This is a genomic window from Pseudomonas sp. BJa3, from assembly GCF_026343815.1.
Classification (GTDB): domain Bacteria; phylum Pseudomonadota; class Gammaproteobacteria; order Pseudomonadales; family Pseudomonadaceae; genus Aquipseudomonas; species Aquipseudomonas soli.
Window position 1 is genome coordinate 28635 of record NZ_JAOXMC010000015.1, and the last position, 16954, is coordinate 45588.

The window sequence follows — 16954 nt, forward strand, 5'->3', positions numbered from 1 at the left end:
GCTCGCTCCGTCAGTCGGTGGAAGGCTTACAGCCCTTGGAATCGGGCCGGGCGTTTTTCCTGGAAGGCGCGGATGCCTTCGTTGCGGTCGGCGGTGCCGGCCAGCAGGGTGAAGGCGTGGCGCTCGAAGCGCAGGCCGCTCGCCAGGTCCATGTCCTGGGCCTTGAGCAGCGCCTCCTTGGCTAGGCGCACCGCCAGCGGCGCCTTGGCGGCGATGGCGACGGCTACCTGCAGGGCACGCTCGACGGTGAGTTCGGGCTCGGTGACTTCACTGACCAGGCCGGCCTGCAGGGCATGGCGGGCGCCGATGGCCTCGCCGCCGAGGACCATCTGCATAGCCAGCGGCTTGCCCACGGCGCGCAGCAGGCGCTGGGTGCCGCCGGCGCCGGGGAGGATGCCGAGGTTGATTTCCGGCTGGCCGAAACGGGCGTCGCTGCCAGCGATGACGATATCGGCGCACATCACCAGTTCGCAGCCGCCGCCGAGGGCGAAGCCGTTGACCGCGGCGATCAGGGGTTTGCCGAAACCGGCGATGCGTTGCCAGTGGGCCACGCGTGGGTCGTCGAGGATGCCGACCAGGTCGCGCTCGGCCATTTCGTTGATATCGGCGCCGGCGGCGAAGGCCTTGCGGCTGCCGGTGATGACCACGGCTCGGATCTGCGGATCCTGGTCGGCGGCATGCAGTTCTGCGGCCAGCTCTTCCAGCAGCGCTGTGTTCAGGGCGTTCAGGGCTTGCGGGCGGTGCAGGGTGATCAGACGGACACCGTCCGCCGGGGCCTGCACGATGAGGTTGCTTGGCATGGGATACCTCGGGCTGCACGTTCGGCGCCGGCTTGGGCCGGCTTTTCTTGGAGTTGTTCGTGGTGCTGGGGCAAGTATATGTTCAATACGATACATAAAATCAACATAGAAATTATGATTGCGTATCTTTATGCGAGGCGAGTTACGCTATCGCGGGACAAGCCCGCTCCCACGCTGCCTTGCTTTCATAGCTGATAATAGGGGCTGGCTTGCCTAGTGATGAGGTCTTCACAGGTCTGAAGCTTGGTGAAGAATGCGATACACCAGCAAGGCATTGACTAAGTGATTTGATCTGATACAGGATCAACAAGTCTTCTGAATCATATCGAGAGCCAGACCCATGCCCTGCTACCGCCTCGACGGCCTGACCCCCGTGGTCCACCCCAGCGCCTACGTACACCCCAGCGCCGTGCTGATCGGCGACGTGCTGGTCGGCGCAAACTGCTACATCGGCCCCTTGGCCTCGCTGCGCGGCGATTTCGGGCGAATCATCCTGGAAGAGGGCGCCAACCTGCAGGACACCTGCGTGATGCACGGTTTTCCCGGCGGCGACACGGTGGTCGAGCGCAACGGCCATATCGGCCATGGCGCCGTGCTGCACGGCTGCCGGATCGGCGAGGATGCCCTGGTCGGCATGAACGCGGTGGTCATGGACGCCGCGCATATCGCCCCGCGCTGCATCGTCGCCGCCACGGCCTTCGTCAAGGCCGGCTTCGAATGCCCGCAGCAACACCTGGTGGTCGGCGCGCCGGCCGTGGCCAAGCGCCCGCTCAGCGACCAGGAACTGGCCTGGAAACAGCGCGGTACCGCCGAATACCACAGCCTCGCCCGGCGTTGCCTGAGCGCGCTGGTGGAATGCCCGCCATTGACCGCGCCGGAGCAGGACCGCCCGCGCATGGGCGACTCCGGCTTCAGGCCCAAGGCCGAGGGCGGTGCATGAGCCTTGCGCGGTCGCGGCAGGCAGGTATAGTCGAGGCTTTAGCCGCGCCTCGTTCCCCCATGAGCAGCCTTGCCCCCCTGAATCACCTGATCACCCGTTTCCAGGAGCAGACGCCGATCCGCGCCAGCTCCCTGATCATCACTCTCTACGGCGATGCCATCGAACCCCATGGCGGCACGGTCTGGCTGGGCAGCCTGATCAACCTGCTGGAGCCGATGGGCATCAACGAGCGGCTGATCCGCACCTCGATCTTCCGCCTGACCAAGGAAGGCTGGCTGACCGCCGAAAAGGTCGGTCGGCGCAGCTATTACAGCCTCACCGGCACCGGCCGGCGGCGCTTCGAAAAAGCCTTCAAGCGCGTCTACAGCGCCAGCCTGCCGGCCTGGAACGGCGCCTGGACCCTGGTGCTGCTGGCCCAGCTCGATGCCACCAAGCGCAAGGCCGTGCGTGAAGAGCTCGAGTGGCAAGGCTTCGGCGTCATGGGCGCGAACCTGCTGGGCTGCCCGCGCACCGACCGTGCCGACCTCGCTGCGACCCTGCGCGAGCAGGATGCCGAGGACGACTGCATCGTCTTCGAGACCCACGCCCAGGAAGTGCTGGCCTCCAAGGCCCTGCGCGCCCAGGTGCGGGAAAGCTGGAACATCGAGGAACTGGGCCAGCACTACAGCGAGTTCATCCGCCTGTTCCGCCCGTTGTGGCAGGCGATGAAGGACCTGGACGCGCCAAGCCCGCAGGACTGCTTCCTGGCGCGCACGCTGCTGATCCACGAGTACCGCCGCCTGCTGCTGCGTGATCCGCAGTTGCCGGACGAGCTGTTGCCGGGGGATTGGGAAGGCCGCGCGGCGCGGCAGCTGTGCCGCAACCTGTACCGGCTGGTGCAGGGCAGGGCGGAGGAGTACCTGGCCAGTGCGCTGGAGACGGCAGATGGGCCGTTGCCGGATGCCAACGAGAGTTACTTCAAGCGCTTTGGTGGGCTTGCTTGACAGGTGGTGCCCTGTAGGAACGGTCTTGCCCGTGCCTACAGGGGAGGGTGACGTTCTCAGCCACGCTGATCGAAGAAATGCCCCATCAGCTGCAACAACGGCCGGCGTCGGTTCTTCACCGCGAACTCCCATTCATGCGTCTGCGACGGCGCATGGCCGAGCTCATGCTCGCCCAGCAACTTCTGCACCTTGGCCAGGCGGTACCAGGGCACCGAGGGGAAGGCATGGTGGACGATGTGCAGGTTGAAGTTGAGGATCACGAAGCGCGACCACAGCGGCAGGCTCTTGCAGTCGTGGGACACGCCGTCCTGCTCCCAGAACTGCAGGCGATCGGCATCGCGGGCGAGCAGCGGGGCCTCGGCGTGGTGCGGCAGGTTGAGCAGCTCGACCATGAAGAACAGGAACACCCAGGTGATCAGGTAGAACAGCACCAGGTCCAGCAGGTGCCCCAGGCTCCAGGCCAGCACGGCCGCCGCCAGGTAGCCGGCCAGGTACAGGCGGGCGAAGCGGATCTCCTTGAGGATCCGTGGCGAACTGTCGCCCTTGGCCTTGGCGATGAATGGCGCGCGCCAGTTGAGCAGGAAGTGGTTGGCGGCGATCATCGGAATCCAGTGCTTCCAGACGAACTCCAGGGTGCGCTCCTGCTTCTTGGTCATCACCGAGAAGCGCTCGATCATGCCGCGGTTCTCCGGGTCGTTCAGCGGGTGCGCAGTCCAGGTGTGGTGGGCCATGTGGAAGCGCCGGCGGACCAGGAACGGCAGGGCGATCAGCCAGCCGTTGCAGTGGCCGATGAAATCGTTGAGCCGGCGGTTGGCCGAGGCGGCGCCGTGGGTCGCCTCGTGCATGATCAGGTAGAGCTGCACGGTGGCCAGACCTGCCAGCGCCAGGCCCAGCAACTGCAGGGCGGTGGAGTCGGCGAGCCACAGGTTCCAGGCCACCGCCAGCAGCAGCAGGTCGGCGACCCACAACATCACGGTCCAGGGTTCCCGGGCGCCGTCGGGGATCTGTTTTCTTACACTAAGCCATTGGTCCTTGGTCACTTGCTGAAACTCCGATCGGTTAGCTGGCGGCCCGGGAAACCGGGGCCGCGGGAAGGCTGCAGAGGTTGTTGGCCAGGTGCGCGTAGGCCAGGTCGAAGCGGGCGATGTCGTCATCGAAACCGTGGCTGCGCGGCGCCACGGCAAAGTCCTGGAACACCAGCTGGATGCAGTCGTAGCGGCTGCCGTTCTCCAGGTGCCAGGCCGGCAGGTAGGCGGTGATCGCAAAGCCCAGGCGGCGCAGGCTGGCCAGCAGCTCCAGCTTGTCGGCGAGGATCACCAGGCCGACGTACTCGGCCTGGGAATACTGACGCAGCAGCGCGCCCAGCTCGGTCAGCACGGCATGGGTCGAGCCATAGCGGCCGCATTGGCCCGACAGCATCAGCGCGGCGGCCTGCGGGTCGTGGCTGTAGCTGAGCTGGCCATGGCGTTCGGCGCCGGTCGGGCCGCTGAGGTAGGTGTCCGGGTAGCTGCCGGGGGCAACGGCAAGCTGCAGGGCGGGGTAGAGCAGCCTGCGGATATAGTCGGCGGCGCGGGTGGTCACGTACCAGGGGGCGACGTGCGCGAAGCCGGCCTGGGGTACAGGGTGGATGGCGGTCAGGTGATACTCGCGCAGGCCATCGACCTTGTCCGGGCCGCCGTCATGGCCCACCAGCACGGCGGGGCGGATCTTCTTCATGACACCGTGGCTGGCGATGTTGCGGGTAATGTAGAAGCCCAGCTCCATGGGCGCTGGCCGGTGCGTCTCGAAACCGAGGCGGACCAGGCTGGAGATGGCGCCGGACCTGCGCGCGTCAGGGTGAATCACACCGTGGCACACCTCCCACGACTGGTTCCACGGGCGGCGGGCGATGCAGCAGCAACCGGCCAGGTTGCCCTCGGCCTCGGCGACGAACCACTGCTGTTGCCCGCTGCTCATCGAGTGGCGGATGTAGGACGCACTCTGGCAGGGGTGGGTGGTCTGCCCATAGACCTGCTGGAACAGCGCGGCGAGGGCTTCGATATCGGCGGGGTTGGCCGGGCGATAGCGCAGTGTTTCGGTTTCCGGCAACGGCGCAACGGCCGTTTGCGGCGAACGGGTCGCAGTCATGACGCACCTTTTGTCTTTATTGAAGGCGAACGAAGGCAGTGACCGCCCAGGGCAGGTCACGGGCAGGTGTCGGTTTTGGCGCTGCGGTCAGTGGCGGGAATGTCGTCGGTTGACGGCGAAGCAGGCGGGGGCGAGCAAAAGGCAAGGCAGGGCGGGTTTGAACGGAGCGTCATCCGTGAGCATGGCCATTACGCAACTCCTGTACATGGCGGGGTTCTTGTCCGAGGCAAACAGAAATCCTTCCCGTTGCCAGGACACGGACTATAGAGCCACGCCATGGGCTGTCAAACGCACACGGAGGGTCGCCTGCGCGGTGGTCTCTGCGGGGCGGCCAAGGGGCGGATCAGCCCGCCCCCGGTTTTTCGGCACGCCAGCTTGCAGGGGCGCGCGTTGTAGGCACAGGCTTACATGCAAACGCCCGTAATGACGACTCGGCGTTCAGCTATCGCTGCCCTTGGGATGGGCGATGATGCGTTGCGGTTCGGCTTTTCCCAGGTCCGGCGCAGGCACCCTCAGAGGCTGGCTGGCAGTGCTGTAGACCTGGGTGCGAGTGGCCAGCCCGTCGACCAGGATACCTTGCAACGGTTGCCTGGCCGGTGGCTTGCCACGGGCCTTGAGATCGGCAATCACCTCGTCGACTAAGGCATCGATCTGCGTACTGTCCCGGTGGTGGGCGGTGGTGATCAGGTGCGCGGTGTCGCCCGAGGTGGCCAGGCAATGGCGTTTCCATACGTTGGCCGAGGGGCAGGGGAACACCACGGTGATCGAATTGGGATTGCGCCAGGCGTCGATCCCCGCGGCCCGCAGCCGGTCCACCGCATGCTGGGCCAGGTCCAGGCAGCGTTGGATACGTTCACGCCAGTCGTCCATGGAGCGGCTGCGCAGGGCGGCCCACATCATCAGCGGCGTGTGGCCGTTGCGCGAGCCGCTGATGGTCTGGTCGCGGGCGCTGATGTAGTCGACCTCCACCGAGATGCGTTCGACGTTGGCGCGCCGTGCCACGACGATGCCGCAGGGCATCGGCGAGCCGATCATCTTGTGCCCCGAGACGCAGATCGAGTCGATGCCGTCGGCGAACGAGTAGGGCTCGGGAGCGTCGACGAAGGGCAGGATCATGCCGCTGAGTGCCGCGTCGGCATGCAGGTAGTAGTCCTCCCGGCGGATGCCGGCCTGGGCCAGGCGCTGCTGGATGGTGGCGATGTTGTCAGTGGCGCCGCGCAGGGTGGTGCCGATGTTGGCGAAGATGATCGGGTGGTGCTCGCCGTCGGCCGCGATCCGTGCGACCAGGTCGTCGTAGTCCATCTCGCCATTGGCCTGGGACGCCACCACCTGGGCCTTGATGCGCAGCAGGCGGACGATCTTGGCCACCGAGTAGTGGGTGTCCTGGGAGTAGTAGAGCGTGGCGTCGGGGAACAGCTCGCGGGCCAGGTAGCAGCCGAACATGTTGCCTTCGGTGCCGCCGTTGGTGACGTAGCCCCAGCTGTCCTCGAAGGGGATGTGGAACAGTTCGGCGAAGAAGCGCATCACCTCGCGCTCGAAATCGAAGGAATTGAGCAGGTAGTTGCTGTACTCGTTCCAGTCGCCGCAGTTGTTGATGGAAAAGCGCATGAAACGGTGCAGCAGGCTGTAGTCGAAGTCGGCGGATTCGGGGTAGCCGACATTGAAGTACTGGTGGGTGAGGCAGTAGCGCCAGAACGCCTCGAGACGTGTGTGGTCGGCAGGTGAGAATGTCATGTCCAGCTCCATGGAGCGCGCCCGGCCGACCAGGGCCGGGCGCGTTGCGGGTGAAAGTCCTTGTCGGTGGCCGTGTCGGGCTCAGGCGGCCAGGGTGGCGCCGCCGTCGACCACGATGTCCTGCAGGGTCACGTGGCCGGCCTGCTCGGAGGCGAGGAACAGCACCACATGAGCGATATCGTCGGGCGTGGCGATCTTGCCCAGGGGCACGCCGAGCTTGAACTGCTGTGGCAGGCCGTCGATCAACTGCCGTTCTGCCGCCGGATCGCCCAGCATGCCGGCCAGCATCGGCGTGCGCGTCGAGCCCGGCGAGACCACGTTGCAGCGCACGCCATAGGGCGCAAGCTCGAGGCCCACGCAGTGGCTGAGGCTGACCAGCGCGGCCTTGGAGGCGCAGTAGGCGGCCATGTTCAGCCGCGGCACATGGGCTGCATTGGAAGCGACGTTGACGATGGCGCCGCGGCGCTGGCGGCGGAACACCGGGGTCCACTGGCGCATCAGGTAGAACGGCGCGCTGGCATTGACGTCGAGGCAGCGCTGCCAGTCTTCGCAGGACACCTCGTCGCTGAGCCCGAGCCGCAGCACGCCGGCCACATTGACCAGCACATCGAGATACTGCGCCTGTTCCTTGAGCCGGTCGCAGACCCGTTGCACGTCGGCCGGGTCGGTCAGGTCGACATGCAGCAGCGGGAACGGCACGTCGGCCTCCTCGCAATCCAGGCCGATGACCTCGGCGCCTTCCTCGACAAAGCGCTGCGCCACGCAGCGGCCGATGCCGCTGGCGGCACCGGTGACCAGCACGCGCCGGCCAGTGAAGCGGGCCATGGCCATCAGGCGGCCCCCCGCGCTTGCACCAGCGACCACCAGCCATCCAGCGTCGGCGTGTTGGCCAGCTCCTCGAAGCTGACGGCGATGCCGCGCTGCTTGAGCTCGGCGGCCAGTTTCATCACCTGCAGCGAGTCGAGGCCGTAGAAGATCAGGCTTTCCTGGGGGTCGAGCTCGCTGTCGTCCTCGATCATCTGGCGCACCCGGCCGTGCAGCCAGTCACGGGTAGTCACGCCCGCCGGCTGGGTCAGCAGGGTGGCGGTGTCGGTGACATGGCCGCAGCGGGTGGCCACGTACTTCAGGGCCAGGCGGTGCTCCTCCTCGGAGAAATCGGCCACCGCGTCGCCCACCAGGAAGGCCTGGATATCGTTCATGAAGGCGTCGGCGGCGGTGATCATGCAGCCGATATGGGCGTACACGCCGCCGATCAGCAGTTGGTCCCGCTGCCAGCCGCGCATGCGTTCGAGCAGGTCGGAGCGCTGGAAGGCGCTGTAGCGCCACTTGGTCAGCACGGTATCGCCCGGCTGCGGCGAAAGCGCGTCGATGATCGGTTGCTGTTCGGGGCTGGCCGCGGGCAGCCCCGGGCCCCACATGGCGTTGAGCAGGGCGCGATCCTCGGGCGGCTGTTCATGGGGCTGGGCGGTGTAGACCACCGGGATGCCCTGCGCGCGAGCCCACTGGATCAGCCGCGACAGGTTGTCCACCAGCGCGGTGAGCAGGGCGCCGTCAGGCTGGTAGAAGCGCAGGAAATAGCGCTGCATGTCGTGGATCAGCAGCACGGCGCGGGCCGGGTCGGGTTGCCAGGTGGTCTTGTTGGCCGGGTAGCTGGCCGGTTGCGGCATGGGGTAGTCGTGGATGGTTGGAATGGTCATGTCGGGTCCTTGGACGGTCAGGTGGTCGGGGCAACGGCGAGCAGCGCGCGCAGTTGCTTCTTGTCGATCTTGCCCACCGCGGTCAGCGGCATGGCGTCGATCAGCCGGATCCGGTCCGGGAGCTTGTATTCGGCGATGCCCAGGCCCATGAGGTGGCGGCGCAAGGCGATCGGCTTGAGTTGCGGGTTGCGCGAGACGATGAAGGCGCAGCTCTTCTCGCCGAGCAGTTCATCGGGCAGCGCCACCAGGGCGGCGTGGGTCACGTCGGGGTGCATGACGATCAGGTTCTCGATCTCCTCCGAAGCGACCTTCTCGCCGCCGCGGTTGATCTGGTCCTTGACCCGCCCGACGACCCGCAGGTTGCCGTCGGCGCTGCGCTGGACGATATCGCCGGAGTGGTAGAAACCGTCCTGGTCGAACACCTGGGCGTTGTGCTCGGGGCTCTTGTAGTAGCCGCAGAAGGTATAGGGGCCACGGGTGGCGAGCATGCCCGGCTCGCCGTCGGCGACCGGCTGGCCCTGTTCGTCGAGGATGCGCACCTCGTCCAGTTCGCTGATCGGCCGGCCCTGGGTGGTGAATACCTGTTCGTCGCTATCATCCAGACGGGTGTAGTTGACCAGGCCCTCGGCCATGCCGAATACCTGCTGCAGCTTGCAGCCCAGCACCTCGGGAACCTGGCGCGCCAAGGCCTCGGCGAAACTGGCGCCACCGACCTGCAGCAGGCGCAGGCTGCGCAGCTTGGCGGCGTGCCCGGGGGCGGCCTGCAGCCACAGGGCCACGGCGCTGGGCACCAGGGCGGCCATGGTCACGGCGTGGCGTTCGATCAGGGCGAAGCAGTGCAACGGCTCCGGGTTGGCCGCCATGACGATGCAGCCGCCGGCGTGCAGCACGCCCAGGCCACCGGGGGAACTGAGGGTGTAGTTGTGCGCCGCCGGCAGCGCGCAGAGGAAGCGCGTGTCGCTGTCGAGGGCGCAGATCTGCGCGCTGGCCCGCACGCTGTAGGCGTAGTCGTTGTGGGTGCGCGGGATCAGTTTGGGGGTGCCGGTGCTGCCGCCGGACAGCTGGAACAACGCCACCTCGCCGCACGGGCTGGGCGCGTAGTGGGTGCCGCGCACATCGGCGCTGGCGCTCCAGTCGTCGAGGGCATCGAGCATCAGCGTCAGCTTCGGGCGCAGGCCTTCCTTGGCCAGGTCGTCGAGGAACGCGTCATTGCGGAATACCTCATGCTCCGCCGAAGCGATCAGCAGGGCCGGCTGGATCTGCCGGGCAAAGGCGCCCAGCTCGTGCTGGCGGTGGCTGTACAGCGCATTGACCGGGGCGATGCCGGCCTTGAGCAGGGCGAACAGCACGATGTAGAACTCGGCGACGTTGGGCAGCTGCACCAGCGCAGTGTCGCCCTGGCCCAGGCCGTGGGCGGCCAGGCGCGATGCCAGGTTGGAGGCACGGCGTTCCAGTTCGCCGTAGCTGATGCGGCGCTCGCCGCAGAGGATCGCCGGGGCTTGCGGCTGCACGGCGGCGCGGGCGATCAGCAACTGGCTGAGCGGCTGGTCGTTCCAGTAGCCGGCGGCGCGATAGCGCTGCGCCCGGTCCGCGGGCCAGGGGGTGAATTCGATGGTCATGGGCATCTCGGAAAGCGGGTTTGAGGTCAATGGTCCAGGCCGCAGGCGCGCAGCATGGTGCCGAGCTTGGTCTGTACTTCGTTCCATTCGCTGTCGGGGCTGGAGGCCTCGACGATGCCGGCGCCGGCGAACAGGCGAACGCGCTGGCCGTTGAAGGTGCCGCAGCGGATGGTCACCACCCACTCGCCGTTGCCCTGGGCGTCGCACCAACCGACCATGCCGGTGAACAGGCCACGCTCGAAGGGCTCGACGAAGCGGATCAGCTGGCGGGCGCGCTCGGTGGGGTAACCGCATACGGCGGGGGTCGGGTGCAGGCGGCAGGCCAGTTGCAGGGCGTCGATATCGGCCGAGGCCAGTTCGCCCTCGATGCGCGTGGACAGGTGCCACAACGCGGCGGTGCTGATCAGCGAGGGCCGTTCGGGGACCTGCAGGCGGCTGCACAGCTCGCCGACGCGCTGGGCGATGTCCTCGGTGACCAGGCGGTGCTCGTAGTGGTCCTTCTCCGACGCCGCCAGCCATTGCGCATTGGCGCGGTCGGCCTCGGGGTCGGGCATGCGTCGCACGGAGCCGGCCAGCGGATTGCTGACGAAGGCGCTGCCTTGCTTGTGCACCAGCAGTTCCGGGCTCACCCCCAGCAGGGTGGAACCGTCGGCCAGGGGCACGCGGAAGTGGTAGCCCTCGCGGTTCAGTGCCTTGAGGTTGGCCTGCACCTGGGCCGTGTCCACGGGCGCGGCAAAGTGCAGTTCGCGCTGCACCGAGAGCACGGCCTTGCGCACATCGCTGTGCTGGAAGTTGACGATGGCGTGGCGCACGGCGCGCTTGAAACCGTGTTCGTCGGGGATGTTGGCCTGGTTGAGCAGAGCAGGCAGCGAGCCGGGCTGTACAGGAGCCGCGGCGCGCGCCTGCCAGGTATAGGCCTCGGGAATGTACAGGCTGGAAGCCTGGGTGGTGTCGAACGGGATAGCGCCGACCACGATGGGATTTTCCTGCCCGGCCTGGCGGGCGCGTTCGAAGGCCTGGTCGATGCTGCGCCGCAGTGCGCCACCGGCCAAGTGGCTGCCGTGGGCCGCGGTGTCGATGCGTTCGCTCAGGCCGCTGACGCTCAGCTCGCGCTCGCCGGATGTGAATGAAAAGCTCGAATCCTCTTGGTTGAGCGGCATGGTGTCCCTGTCTTGCAAACGCAGGGTGCCTGTCTTCATGAGTTGCCTCCTTGGCGATGGGTGAGAAAGAAAACCTTGAAATATAATCATTCTCGTTAGTAAATATGAGGACGCGAAACACATGGATTTGTCAACTACGCGGGTAAGCGATGAGAGAGTTAACTTCGATGCAGGCCGCCTGTTGGATCGGGCGGGATGCACATGCGGCACTGGGTGGCGTCAGCGCGCACCTGTACGCCGAGTTCGATGGCCGGGCCATCGATGTGGCGCGCCTTGCCGGCGCACTTGAGGCGCTGTACCGGGCGCATCCGATGCTGAGCCTGCGCATCGACGGGCAGGGGCTGCAGGCCATCGACGAAGCACAGCGCGCCCATCTGGAGCTGGAGGATTTCAGCGATCTGGATGGTCCAGCCGTGGAGCGGCGCCTGCTGGAGAAACGTCGCCAGTGGAGCCACCAGCGCCTGGACCTGGGTGCTGGCCAGGGTGCGCGCTTCGGCCTGAGCCTGCTGCCGGGCAATGCCAGCCGGTTGCACGTGGACACCGACATGATCGCGGTGGACCCGTCGAGCTTCCGGGTGCTGATGGAAGACCTGGCTCGCCTGTACGATTCGCCTGAAAGCGTTCTGCCGACCACGCCGAACTACTTCGACTGGCTGGACCAGGTGCGTGCCGATGCCGACCTGCGTGCCGCCCGCAGCCGCGACCGGGCATGGTGGCGAGCACGCCTGGCGCAGATCGCCCCAGCGCCCTCGCTGCCCTTGCTCCCTGCGGGGGCGGCACGCAGCGAGCGCTTTGCCGCTCGCCTTGAACCTGCGCAGTATCGTGCCTTGCAGCACGCGGCGCGCGCACAGCGGATCACCTCGTCGGCGTTGATGCTCGGGCTGTTCGCCACCGCCTTGGGTGAGCACACCGGCGATCGGCGCTTGCGCCTGAACGTCCCGGTATTCTGGCGCGAACCACTGCTGGAACCTGTACAGCGCATCGTTGGCGAGTTCGCCAACCTGGTGCTGGTGGACGTCGACTTCACGGGTATCGCCAGCCTTGCCGCGCTGTGCCGGGACCTGCATCGGCAGCTGGTGGAGCGCCTGGCGCACAGCGCCTATCCGGGCGTGGACCTGATGCGCGACCTGTCGCGCCATCACGGTACGCCGCAACTGGCACCGGTGGTGTTCACCGCAGGGCTGGACCTGCCTGGCGGCGAGCTGTTCTCCGAGCGGGTGAACCGGGTGTTCGGGCCGATGGACTGGGTGATCTCCCAGGGCCCGCAGGTGGCCCTGGACGCACAGGTGGCGCGGGCCGACGGTGGCCTGCTGATCAATTGGGACGTGCGCCTGGACGCATTGCCCGCTGACTGGGTCCAGGCACTGTTCGAGCGCTTCATCGCCCTGGCTGAGGCGGTGGCTGCCGACACGGGCGCGCTGCACCAGCCATTGGCGATTGCGGCGAGCCGGGATCGACCACTGAACACTCTGCAACAGGCCTACCTGCTGGGGCGTGGCGAGCATCTGCCGCTGGGCGGCGTGGCCATGCAGGAATTCCGCGAGTATCGCGGGCGCATGGACCTGGCGCTGTTGCGCCGCCGCCTCACGGACATGGTGCGCCGCCACGACAGCCTGCGCACCCGCATCGATGCCCAGGCATTGACCCAGTCGATAAGCGACCAGGTGCAGGTCAACCTGGAGGTGATCGACCTGCACGGGTTGACGGCCGAGCAGGTTCAGGCGCAGCTCGAGGTCCGTCGCGAGGACTATGCCCATGCGCTGTTCGATCTGGCCGGGCCGCCCTGGAATGTCACCGCCTTCCAGTTGCCACAAGGCGAGTTGGTGGTGTTCGTGCGCTTCGATGCGTTGATTCTTGATGGACGCTCCATCGCGACCTTGATGGTCGAGCTGTTCGACGGCCACTGCCAGCCGCTGACGGCCAGCGAGCCCACGGCGGCTGGCATCGACCAGAGCGAGGTGCGCAAGGCCGATGCCGAGTATTGGAAGGCAAAGCTGGCTGAGGTCGACGGCGCGCCAAGGCTGCCGTGGCGCCAAGCCTTGGACAAGGTCGGCGTGGCCCGGTACGCCCGCCAGCGCCAGGTAATCTCCGCCCAGGCGTTCAAGGCATTGAGCCGCGCAGGTGCGCGTGAGGGGCTGTTCAAGAACTCGACGATCATGGCCGTGGTGCTGGAAGTGCTCGGCCACTGGCTCGACGAAGGCAGCCTGTGCGTGGCGGTGCCGGTGGCGCCGCCCCAGGACGGCGCATTTGCCAACCGCTCCAGCTTCATCGCCGTCGATTGGCAGCGCGGCCTGCCCAGCCTGGCCGAGCGCGCCAAGCGACTGCAGGCCGATGTGCTGGAAGGCTTGCAGCATCTGGTGTTCTCCGGCGTGGACCTGGCCCGCCTGCTGTACGACAGCAACGGCCCGGGCCCGGCGCTACCGGTGGTGCTGACCAACGGCCTGTCCTGGCCGGTGGGCGCGGTCGATGGCCCGATGTACCTGAGCGCGGGCCTGACCCAGACGCCGCAGGTGGCCATGGACATCCGTTTCTGCAACACCGCCGAGGGCGGGTTGGCGTTCGAGATCGACTATGCCCGCGAAGCAATCGATGGCCGCTGGGTCGGACAGCTGCTCGTGGTCTTGAACCAGGCGGTGGCGCAATTGGCCGGGCAGGTTGCATTCGAAGTCCACGCACGGCAGTTCATCGACCTTGGCCACTACCGCCTGAACAGCAGCGAGGCGCAGGCCGAACCAGTCGATTTCCTTGGGCGCATCGCCCACAACCTGTTCGGCCCGGACAATGGACGCATCGCCTTGCTGCATGGCGAGCGGCGCATCAGCTATGCCGAACTGGGGGAGGGTGTGAAGCGCATTGCCGGGGCATTCCAGGCCCGCGGGCTGCGCCCCGGTCAGGTGGTCGCCATCTGCCTGCCACGCGGTCCTGAGCACACCATGACGACCCTGGCCTGCGCCCTGAGCGGGCTGGTCTGGGTACCGATCGACGCGGCCGCGCCCGAGGAGCGCCTGCGCTATCTGCTGGACAACTGTCAGCCGGCGCTGGTGGTCGACGCCGTCGCGCCACTGCTGGCCAGCCCTCCGGCAGCCCTGGACCTGACGGCTCTGGCGGCCTTGTCGGCGAGCACCGCGCCGGCCTACTACCTGTACACCTCCGGCACCACCGGCAAGCCCAAGTGCGTGGTGCTGAACAACCGCGCCACCGCCAATGTCATCGGCAGCACCTTGGCGCAGTGGCAGGTCAGCCGCGACGATGTGTTCATCTCGGTGACCCCGCTGCACCACGACATGTCGCTGTTCGACGTGTTCGGCAGCCTGTGCGCCGGGGCGGCGCTGGTGCTGCCCGAGCCCGGCGAGGAAAAGGATGCGCTGCGCTGGAACCAGTTGGTCAGGCAGCACGGCGTGAGCCTCTGGTGCTCGGTCCCGGCCATCCTCGAAATGCTCCTGGCCTGCCGTCAGGGTGATGGTCTGCGCAGCCTGCGCCTGCTGGCCCAGGGCGGCGACTACATCAAGCCGGCGGTGATCGCCGAACTACGCGAGCAACTGCCCGAGGCGCGGCTGGTGTCCCTGGGTGGCCCGACCGAGACCACCATCTGGAGCATCTGGCACGAAATCGGTGCACAGGACCGCGCCAGGGTGCCCTATGGCCGGCCACTGCCGGGCAACCGCTACTGGCTGCTGGATGAGCACGGCGCGCATTGCCCGCAGGGCGTCGCCGGGCGTATCCACACCAGTGGGGTGGGCTTGGCCTTGGGTTACCTGGAGGATGGCGAACTGGTGCAGAACGACTTCGTCGATGTGCTCGACGAGCACGGCGCGCCAGTGCGTGCCTTCCGTACCGGTGACCGTGGCCGCTACCGCGAGGACGGCGTGCTGCTGTTCGACAGCCGGGTCAATGGCTATGTGAAGGTGCGCGGCGTGCGGGTGTCGCTGCCGGACATCGAGATCGAGCTGATCCGCCATCCGGCGGTGCAGCAGGTGCTGGTGGTGGACTATGGCGACACGCAGCAGGGCGAGGCCTGCATCGGCGCGCTGTATGTAAGGCGCCATGGTGCGCCGCCCGGCACCGTGGCGTTGCGCGAGCATGCCCGGGCCCTGCTGCCGCAGTCCCATGTACCCACGCGGTTCGTCGAGGTCGACGCCTTGCCGTTGACCGCCAACGGCAAGCCGGACCGCAGGCTCGCCCGCGCCTTGCTTGAAGGTGACACCGGGCAGGCGCCGATAGCGGCGGCTTTGCCCAGCGATCCGCAGCGTCATGCCCAGGTGCTGGCGATCTACCAGCAGGTGCTCGGCGCCACCCAGCCGGCCAGGGATTTCCTGGCCATGGGCCTGCGGCCGCAGCACCTCAAACCGCTGGCGGCGCGCCTGGGCGAAGCCTTCGCGGTGCGCCTTTCGCCCGCGCAGTTGCTGCCATGTCGCACGGTGGAAGAGGTCGAGCGCCTGCTCGTCAACGCCCCCGTGTGAAACCACCGGCCTGAATCAATCGTCCTGGGCCTGGCCTGGGGCGCCAATCATCGTTCTTGGGAAATCATCGAGCATATGGACATCGCACACCTGGATATCGCCGGCATCGGCATCGGACCGTTCAACCTGGGCCTGGCCGCGCTGCTGTCACGCCACCCGCACCTGAGCTGCGCGTTCCTCGAGCGCAAGGCGCAGTTCCGCTGGCACGAGGGCCTGCTGCTGCCCGGCACCACCTTGCAGGTGCCGTTCCTGGCCGACCTGGTGACCCTGGCCGACCCGTGTCACCCGCTTAGCTACCTCAACTACCTGCACCAGCACGACCGCCTGTTCCAGTTCTACTACTACGACCACTTCCAGGTGCCCCGGCGCGAGTACGACCACTATTGCCGCTGGGCGGCGGGCCAACTGCCGGGCTGCCATTTCGGCGAGGAGGTCACGGGCGTGCGCTACGACAACGCCAGCGAACGCTTTGTCATCGACAGCGTGTCGGTGTCGGGCCTGGAGCGGCGCTACAGCAGCCGCGACCTGGCCATCGGCCTCGGCACCCGGCCGTGGTTGCCGGCCTGGGCGCAAACCCGCACCCAGGCGCCGTTACTGCACTCGGCGGAGTTCGGCAAGCGTCAGGGCGAGCTGGAGCAGTGCCGGCGCGTGGTGGTGGTCGGCTCCGGACAGAGCGCCGCGGAGTGCGTGCTGGCGCTGTTCAACGCGCTGACCCCGGAGCAGGTGGAGGCGGGGGCGTCGATCCACTGGATCACCCGCTCGGGAGGCTTCCACCCCATGGAGTACTCCAAGCTCGGCCAGGAGTGTTTCACTCCGGCGTACATGAACTACTTCCACACCCTGGCGCGGGACAAACGCCGGGAGATCGTCGCCCAGCAGGGCCTGTTGTACAAAGGCATCAGCTTCTCGACCATCGGCGCAATCTACGACCTGATCTACGAACGCTCCATCGGCGGGCGCGAGCCTGGGCTGACGCTGCTGTCCAGCTGTGACGTGGAGACGGTCGAGGACCTGGGCTCGGCGGGGCTGCGCATGACCTTCCGGCATAGCCAGTTGGAGCAACGGGCAACGCTGGAAGCCGACGCGATCGTCGCGGCGACTGGCTATGCCCATGCCTGGCCGCGGTGGTTCGAGCAGCTCAAGGGTTCGGTGCTGGCCACCGACGCGCACGGCGACTGCATCGTCGGCGAGGACTTCACCGCGCAGCGTTGCGATGGCGGCAGTGGCCGGGTGTTCGTGCAGAACGCCGAGATCTTCCAGCATGGCGTCGGCTCGCCGGACCTGGGGCTGGGGCCGGTGCGCAATGCGGTGATCGTCAACCAGTTGCTGGGCCGGGCGCAGTACCGGGTGCCGCAGCGCTCGTCGTTCCAGCGCTACGGGTTGCCGGAGACCTGAGAGGGCGCAACCACGGGCTTGATCGGCTCCCATGCTTGA

Annotated in this window: 12 protein-coding genes; 4 read left to right on the top strand and 8 right to left on the bottom strand. The window is 67.2% G+C overall.

The genetic code is table 11. The annotated features are described in order from the left end of the window. Positions 1-26: 26 nt before the first annotated feature. The gene (gene paaF, locus OH705_RS19015) at positions 27-800 is read right to left on the bottom strand and encodes a 2,3-dehydroadipyl-CoA hydratase PaaF (RefSeq protein ID WP_267302750.1); all 774 of its coding nucleotides are present in this window, start codon (positions 798-800) and stop codon (positions 27-29) included. A gap of 340 nt (positions 801-1140) precedes the next feature. Here paaF and paaY point away from each other — a divergent pair, with 340 nt between their 5' ends. Together paaY and paaX are read left to right on the top strand one after the other, a co-directional pair. Continuing rightward, a complete protein-coding gene (gene paaY / locus OH705_RS19020; RefSeq protein ID WP_094009904.1) occupies positions 1141-1740 on the top strand; it encodes a phenylacetic acid degradation protein PaaY in 600 nt (199 codons plus the stop codon). A gap of 59 nt (positions 1741-1799) precedes the next feature. Next, a complete protein-coding gene (gene paaX, locus OH705_RS19025; RefSeq protein ID WP_104443873.1) occupies positions 1800-2723 on the top strand; it encodes a phenylacetic acid degradation operon negative regulatory protein PaaX in 924 nt (307 codons plus the stop codon). A 56-nt stretch (positions 2724-2779) separates the two neighbouring features. Here paaX and OH705_RS19030 read toward each other — a convergent pair whose 3' ends face one another. From OH705_RS19030 to OH705_RS19060, 7 genes are all read right to left on the bottom strand, one after another. Next, complete coding sequence (locus OH705_RS19030) at positions 2780-3763, bottom strand: fatty acid desaturase family protein (protein ID WP_104443872.1); 984 nt, start codon at positions 3761-3763, stop codon at positions 2780-2782. Between the two features lie 19 nt (positions 3764-3782). Beyond that, positions 3783-4850, bottom strand: coding sequence for a GNAT family N-acetyltransferase (locus tag OH705_RS19035; RefSeq protein ID WP_104443871.1), 1068 nt, complete (start codon positions 4848-4850; stop codon positions 3783-3785). Positions 4851-5288: 438 nt separating this feature from the next. Next, positions 5289-6584: a histidine decarboxylase gene (locus tag OH705_RS19040; protein ID WP_323873499.1), complete on the bottom strand. Its 1296-nt coding sequence runs from the start codon at positions 6582-6584 to the stop codon at positions 5289-5291. Positions 6585-6665: 81 nt separating this feature from the next. Next, positions 6666-7448: a 2,3-dihydro-2,3-dihydroxybenzoate dehydrogenase gene (dhbA, locus tag OH705_RS19045; RefSeq protein WP_353511530.1), complete on the bottom strand. Its 783-nt coding sequence runs from the start codon at positions 7446-7448 to the stop codon at positions 6666-6668. After that, complete coding sequence (locus tag OH705_RS19050) at positions 7415-8281, bottom strand: isochorismatase family protein (RefSeq protein ID WP_267302751.1); 867 nt, start codon at positions 8279-8281, stop codon at positions 7415-7417. The genes dhbA and OH705_RS19050 overlap by 34 nt, the downstream gene beginning before the upstream one ends. 17 nt (positions 8282-8298) lie before the next feature. Next, positions 8299-9900 (bottom strand): (2,3-dihydroxybenzoyl)adenylate synthase, encoded by a 1602-nt coding sequence (locus tag OH705_RS19055; RefSeq protein ID WP_267302752.1) that lies wholly within the window; start codon positions 9898-9900, stop codon positions 8299-8301. Positions 9901-9926: 26 nt separating this feature from the next. Further along, positions 9927-11099, bottom strand: a complete 1173-nt coding sequence (locus OH705_RS19060; RefSeq protein ID WP_267302753.1) for an isochorismate synthase — start codon at positions 11097-11099, stop codon at positions 9927-9929. A 128-nt stretch (positions 11100-11227) separates the two neighbouring features. On the opposite strand from OH705_RS19060, the gene OH705_RS19065 reads away from it, so the two are divergent. Further along, positions 11228-15520 carry an amino acid adenylation domain-containing protein gene (locus tag OH705_RS19065; RefSeq protein WP_267302754.1) on the top strand — a complete coding sequence of 1431 codons (4293 nt, stop codon included), beginning with the start codon at positions 11228-11230 and terminating at the stop codon, positions 15518-15520. 75 nt (positions 15521-15595) lie between these two features. Beyond that, positions 15596-16915, top strand: coding sequence for a putative histamine N-monooxygenase (basC, locus tag OH705_RS19070; RefSeq protein WP_160290665.1), 1320 nt, complete (start codon positions 15596-15598; stop codon positions 16913-16915). The last annotated feature ends 39 nt before the right edge of the window (positions 16916-16954 follow it).

Bases quoted from the DNA above. Each gene is read 5' to 3' on its own strand.
- paaF (WP_267302750.1), bottom strand. From the start codon at position 800: ATGCCAAGCAACCTCATCGTGCAGGCCCCGGCGGACGGTGTCCGTCTG.
- paaY (WP_094009904.1), top strand. From the start codon at position 1,141: ATGCCCTGCTACCGCCTCGACGGCCTGACCCCCGTGGTCCACCCCAGC.
- paaX (WP_104443873.1), top strand. From the start codon at position 1,800: ATGAGCAGCCTTGCCCCCCTGAATCACCTGATCACCCGTTTCCAGGAG.
- OH705_RS19035 (WP_104443871.1), bottom strand. From the start codon at position 4,850: ATGACTGCGACCCGTTCGCCGCAAACGGCCGTTGCGCCGTTGCCGGAA.
- OH705_RS19040 (WP_323873499.1), bottom strand. From the start codon at position 6,584: ATGACATTCTCACCTGCCGACCACACACGTCTCGAGGCGTTCTGGCGC.
- OH705_RS19050 (WP_267302751.1), bottom strand. From the start codon at position 8,281: ATGACCATTCCAACCATCCACGACTACCCCATGCCGCAACCGGCCAGC.
- OH705_RS19055 (WP_267302752.1), bottom strand. From the start codon at position 9,900: ATGACCATCGAATTCACCCCCTGGCCCGCGGACCGGGCGCAGCGCTAT.
- OH705_RS19060 (WP_267302753.1), bottom strand. From the start codon at position 11,099: ATGAAGACAGGCACCCTGCGTTTGCAAGACAGGGACACCATGCCGCTC.
- OH705_RS19065 (WP_267302754.1), top strand. From the start codon at position 11,228: ATGCAGGCCGCCTGTTGGATCGGGCGGGATGCACATGCGGCACTGGGT.
- basC (WP_160290665.1), top strand. From the start codon at position 15,596: ATGGACATCGCACACCTGGATATCGCCGGCATCGGCATCGGACCGTTC.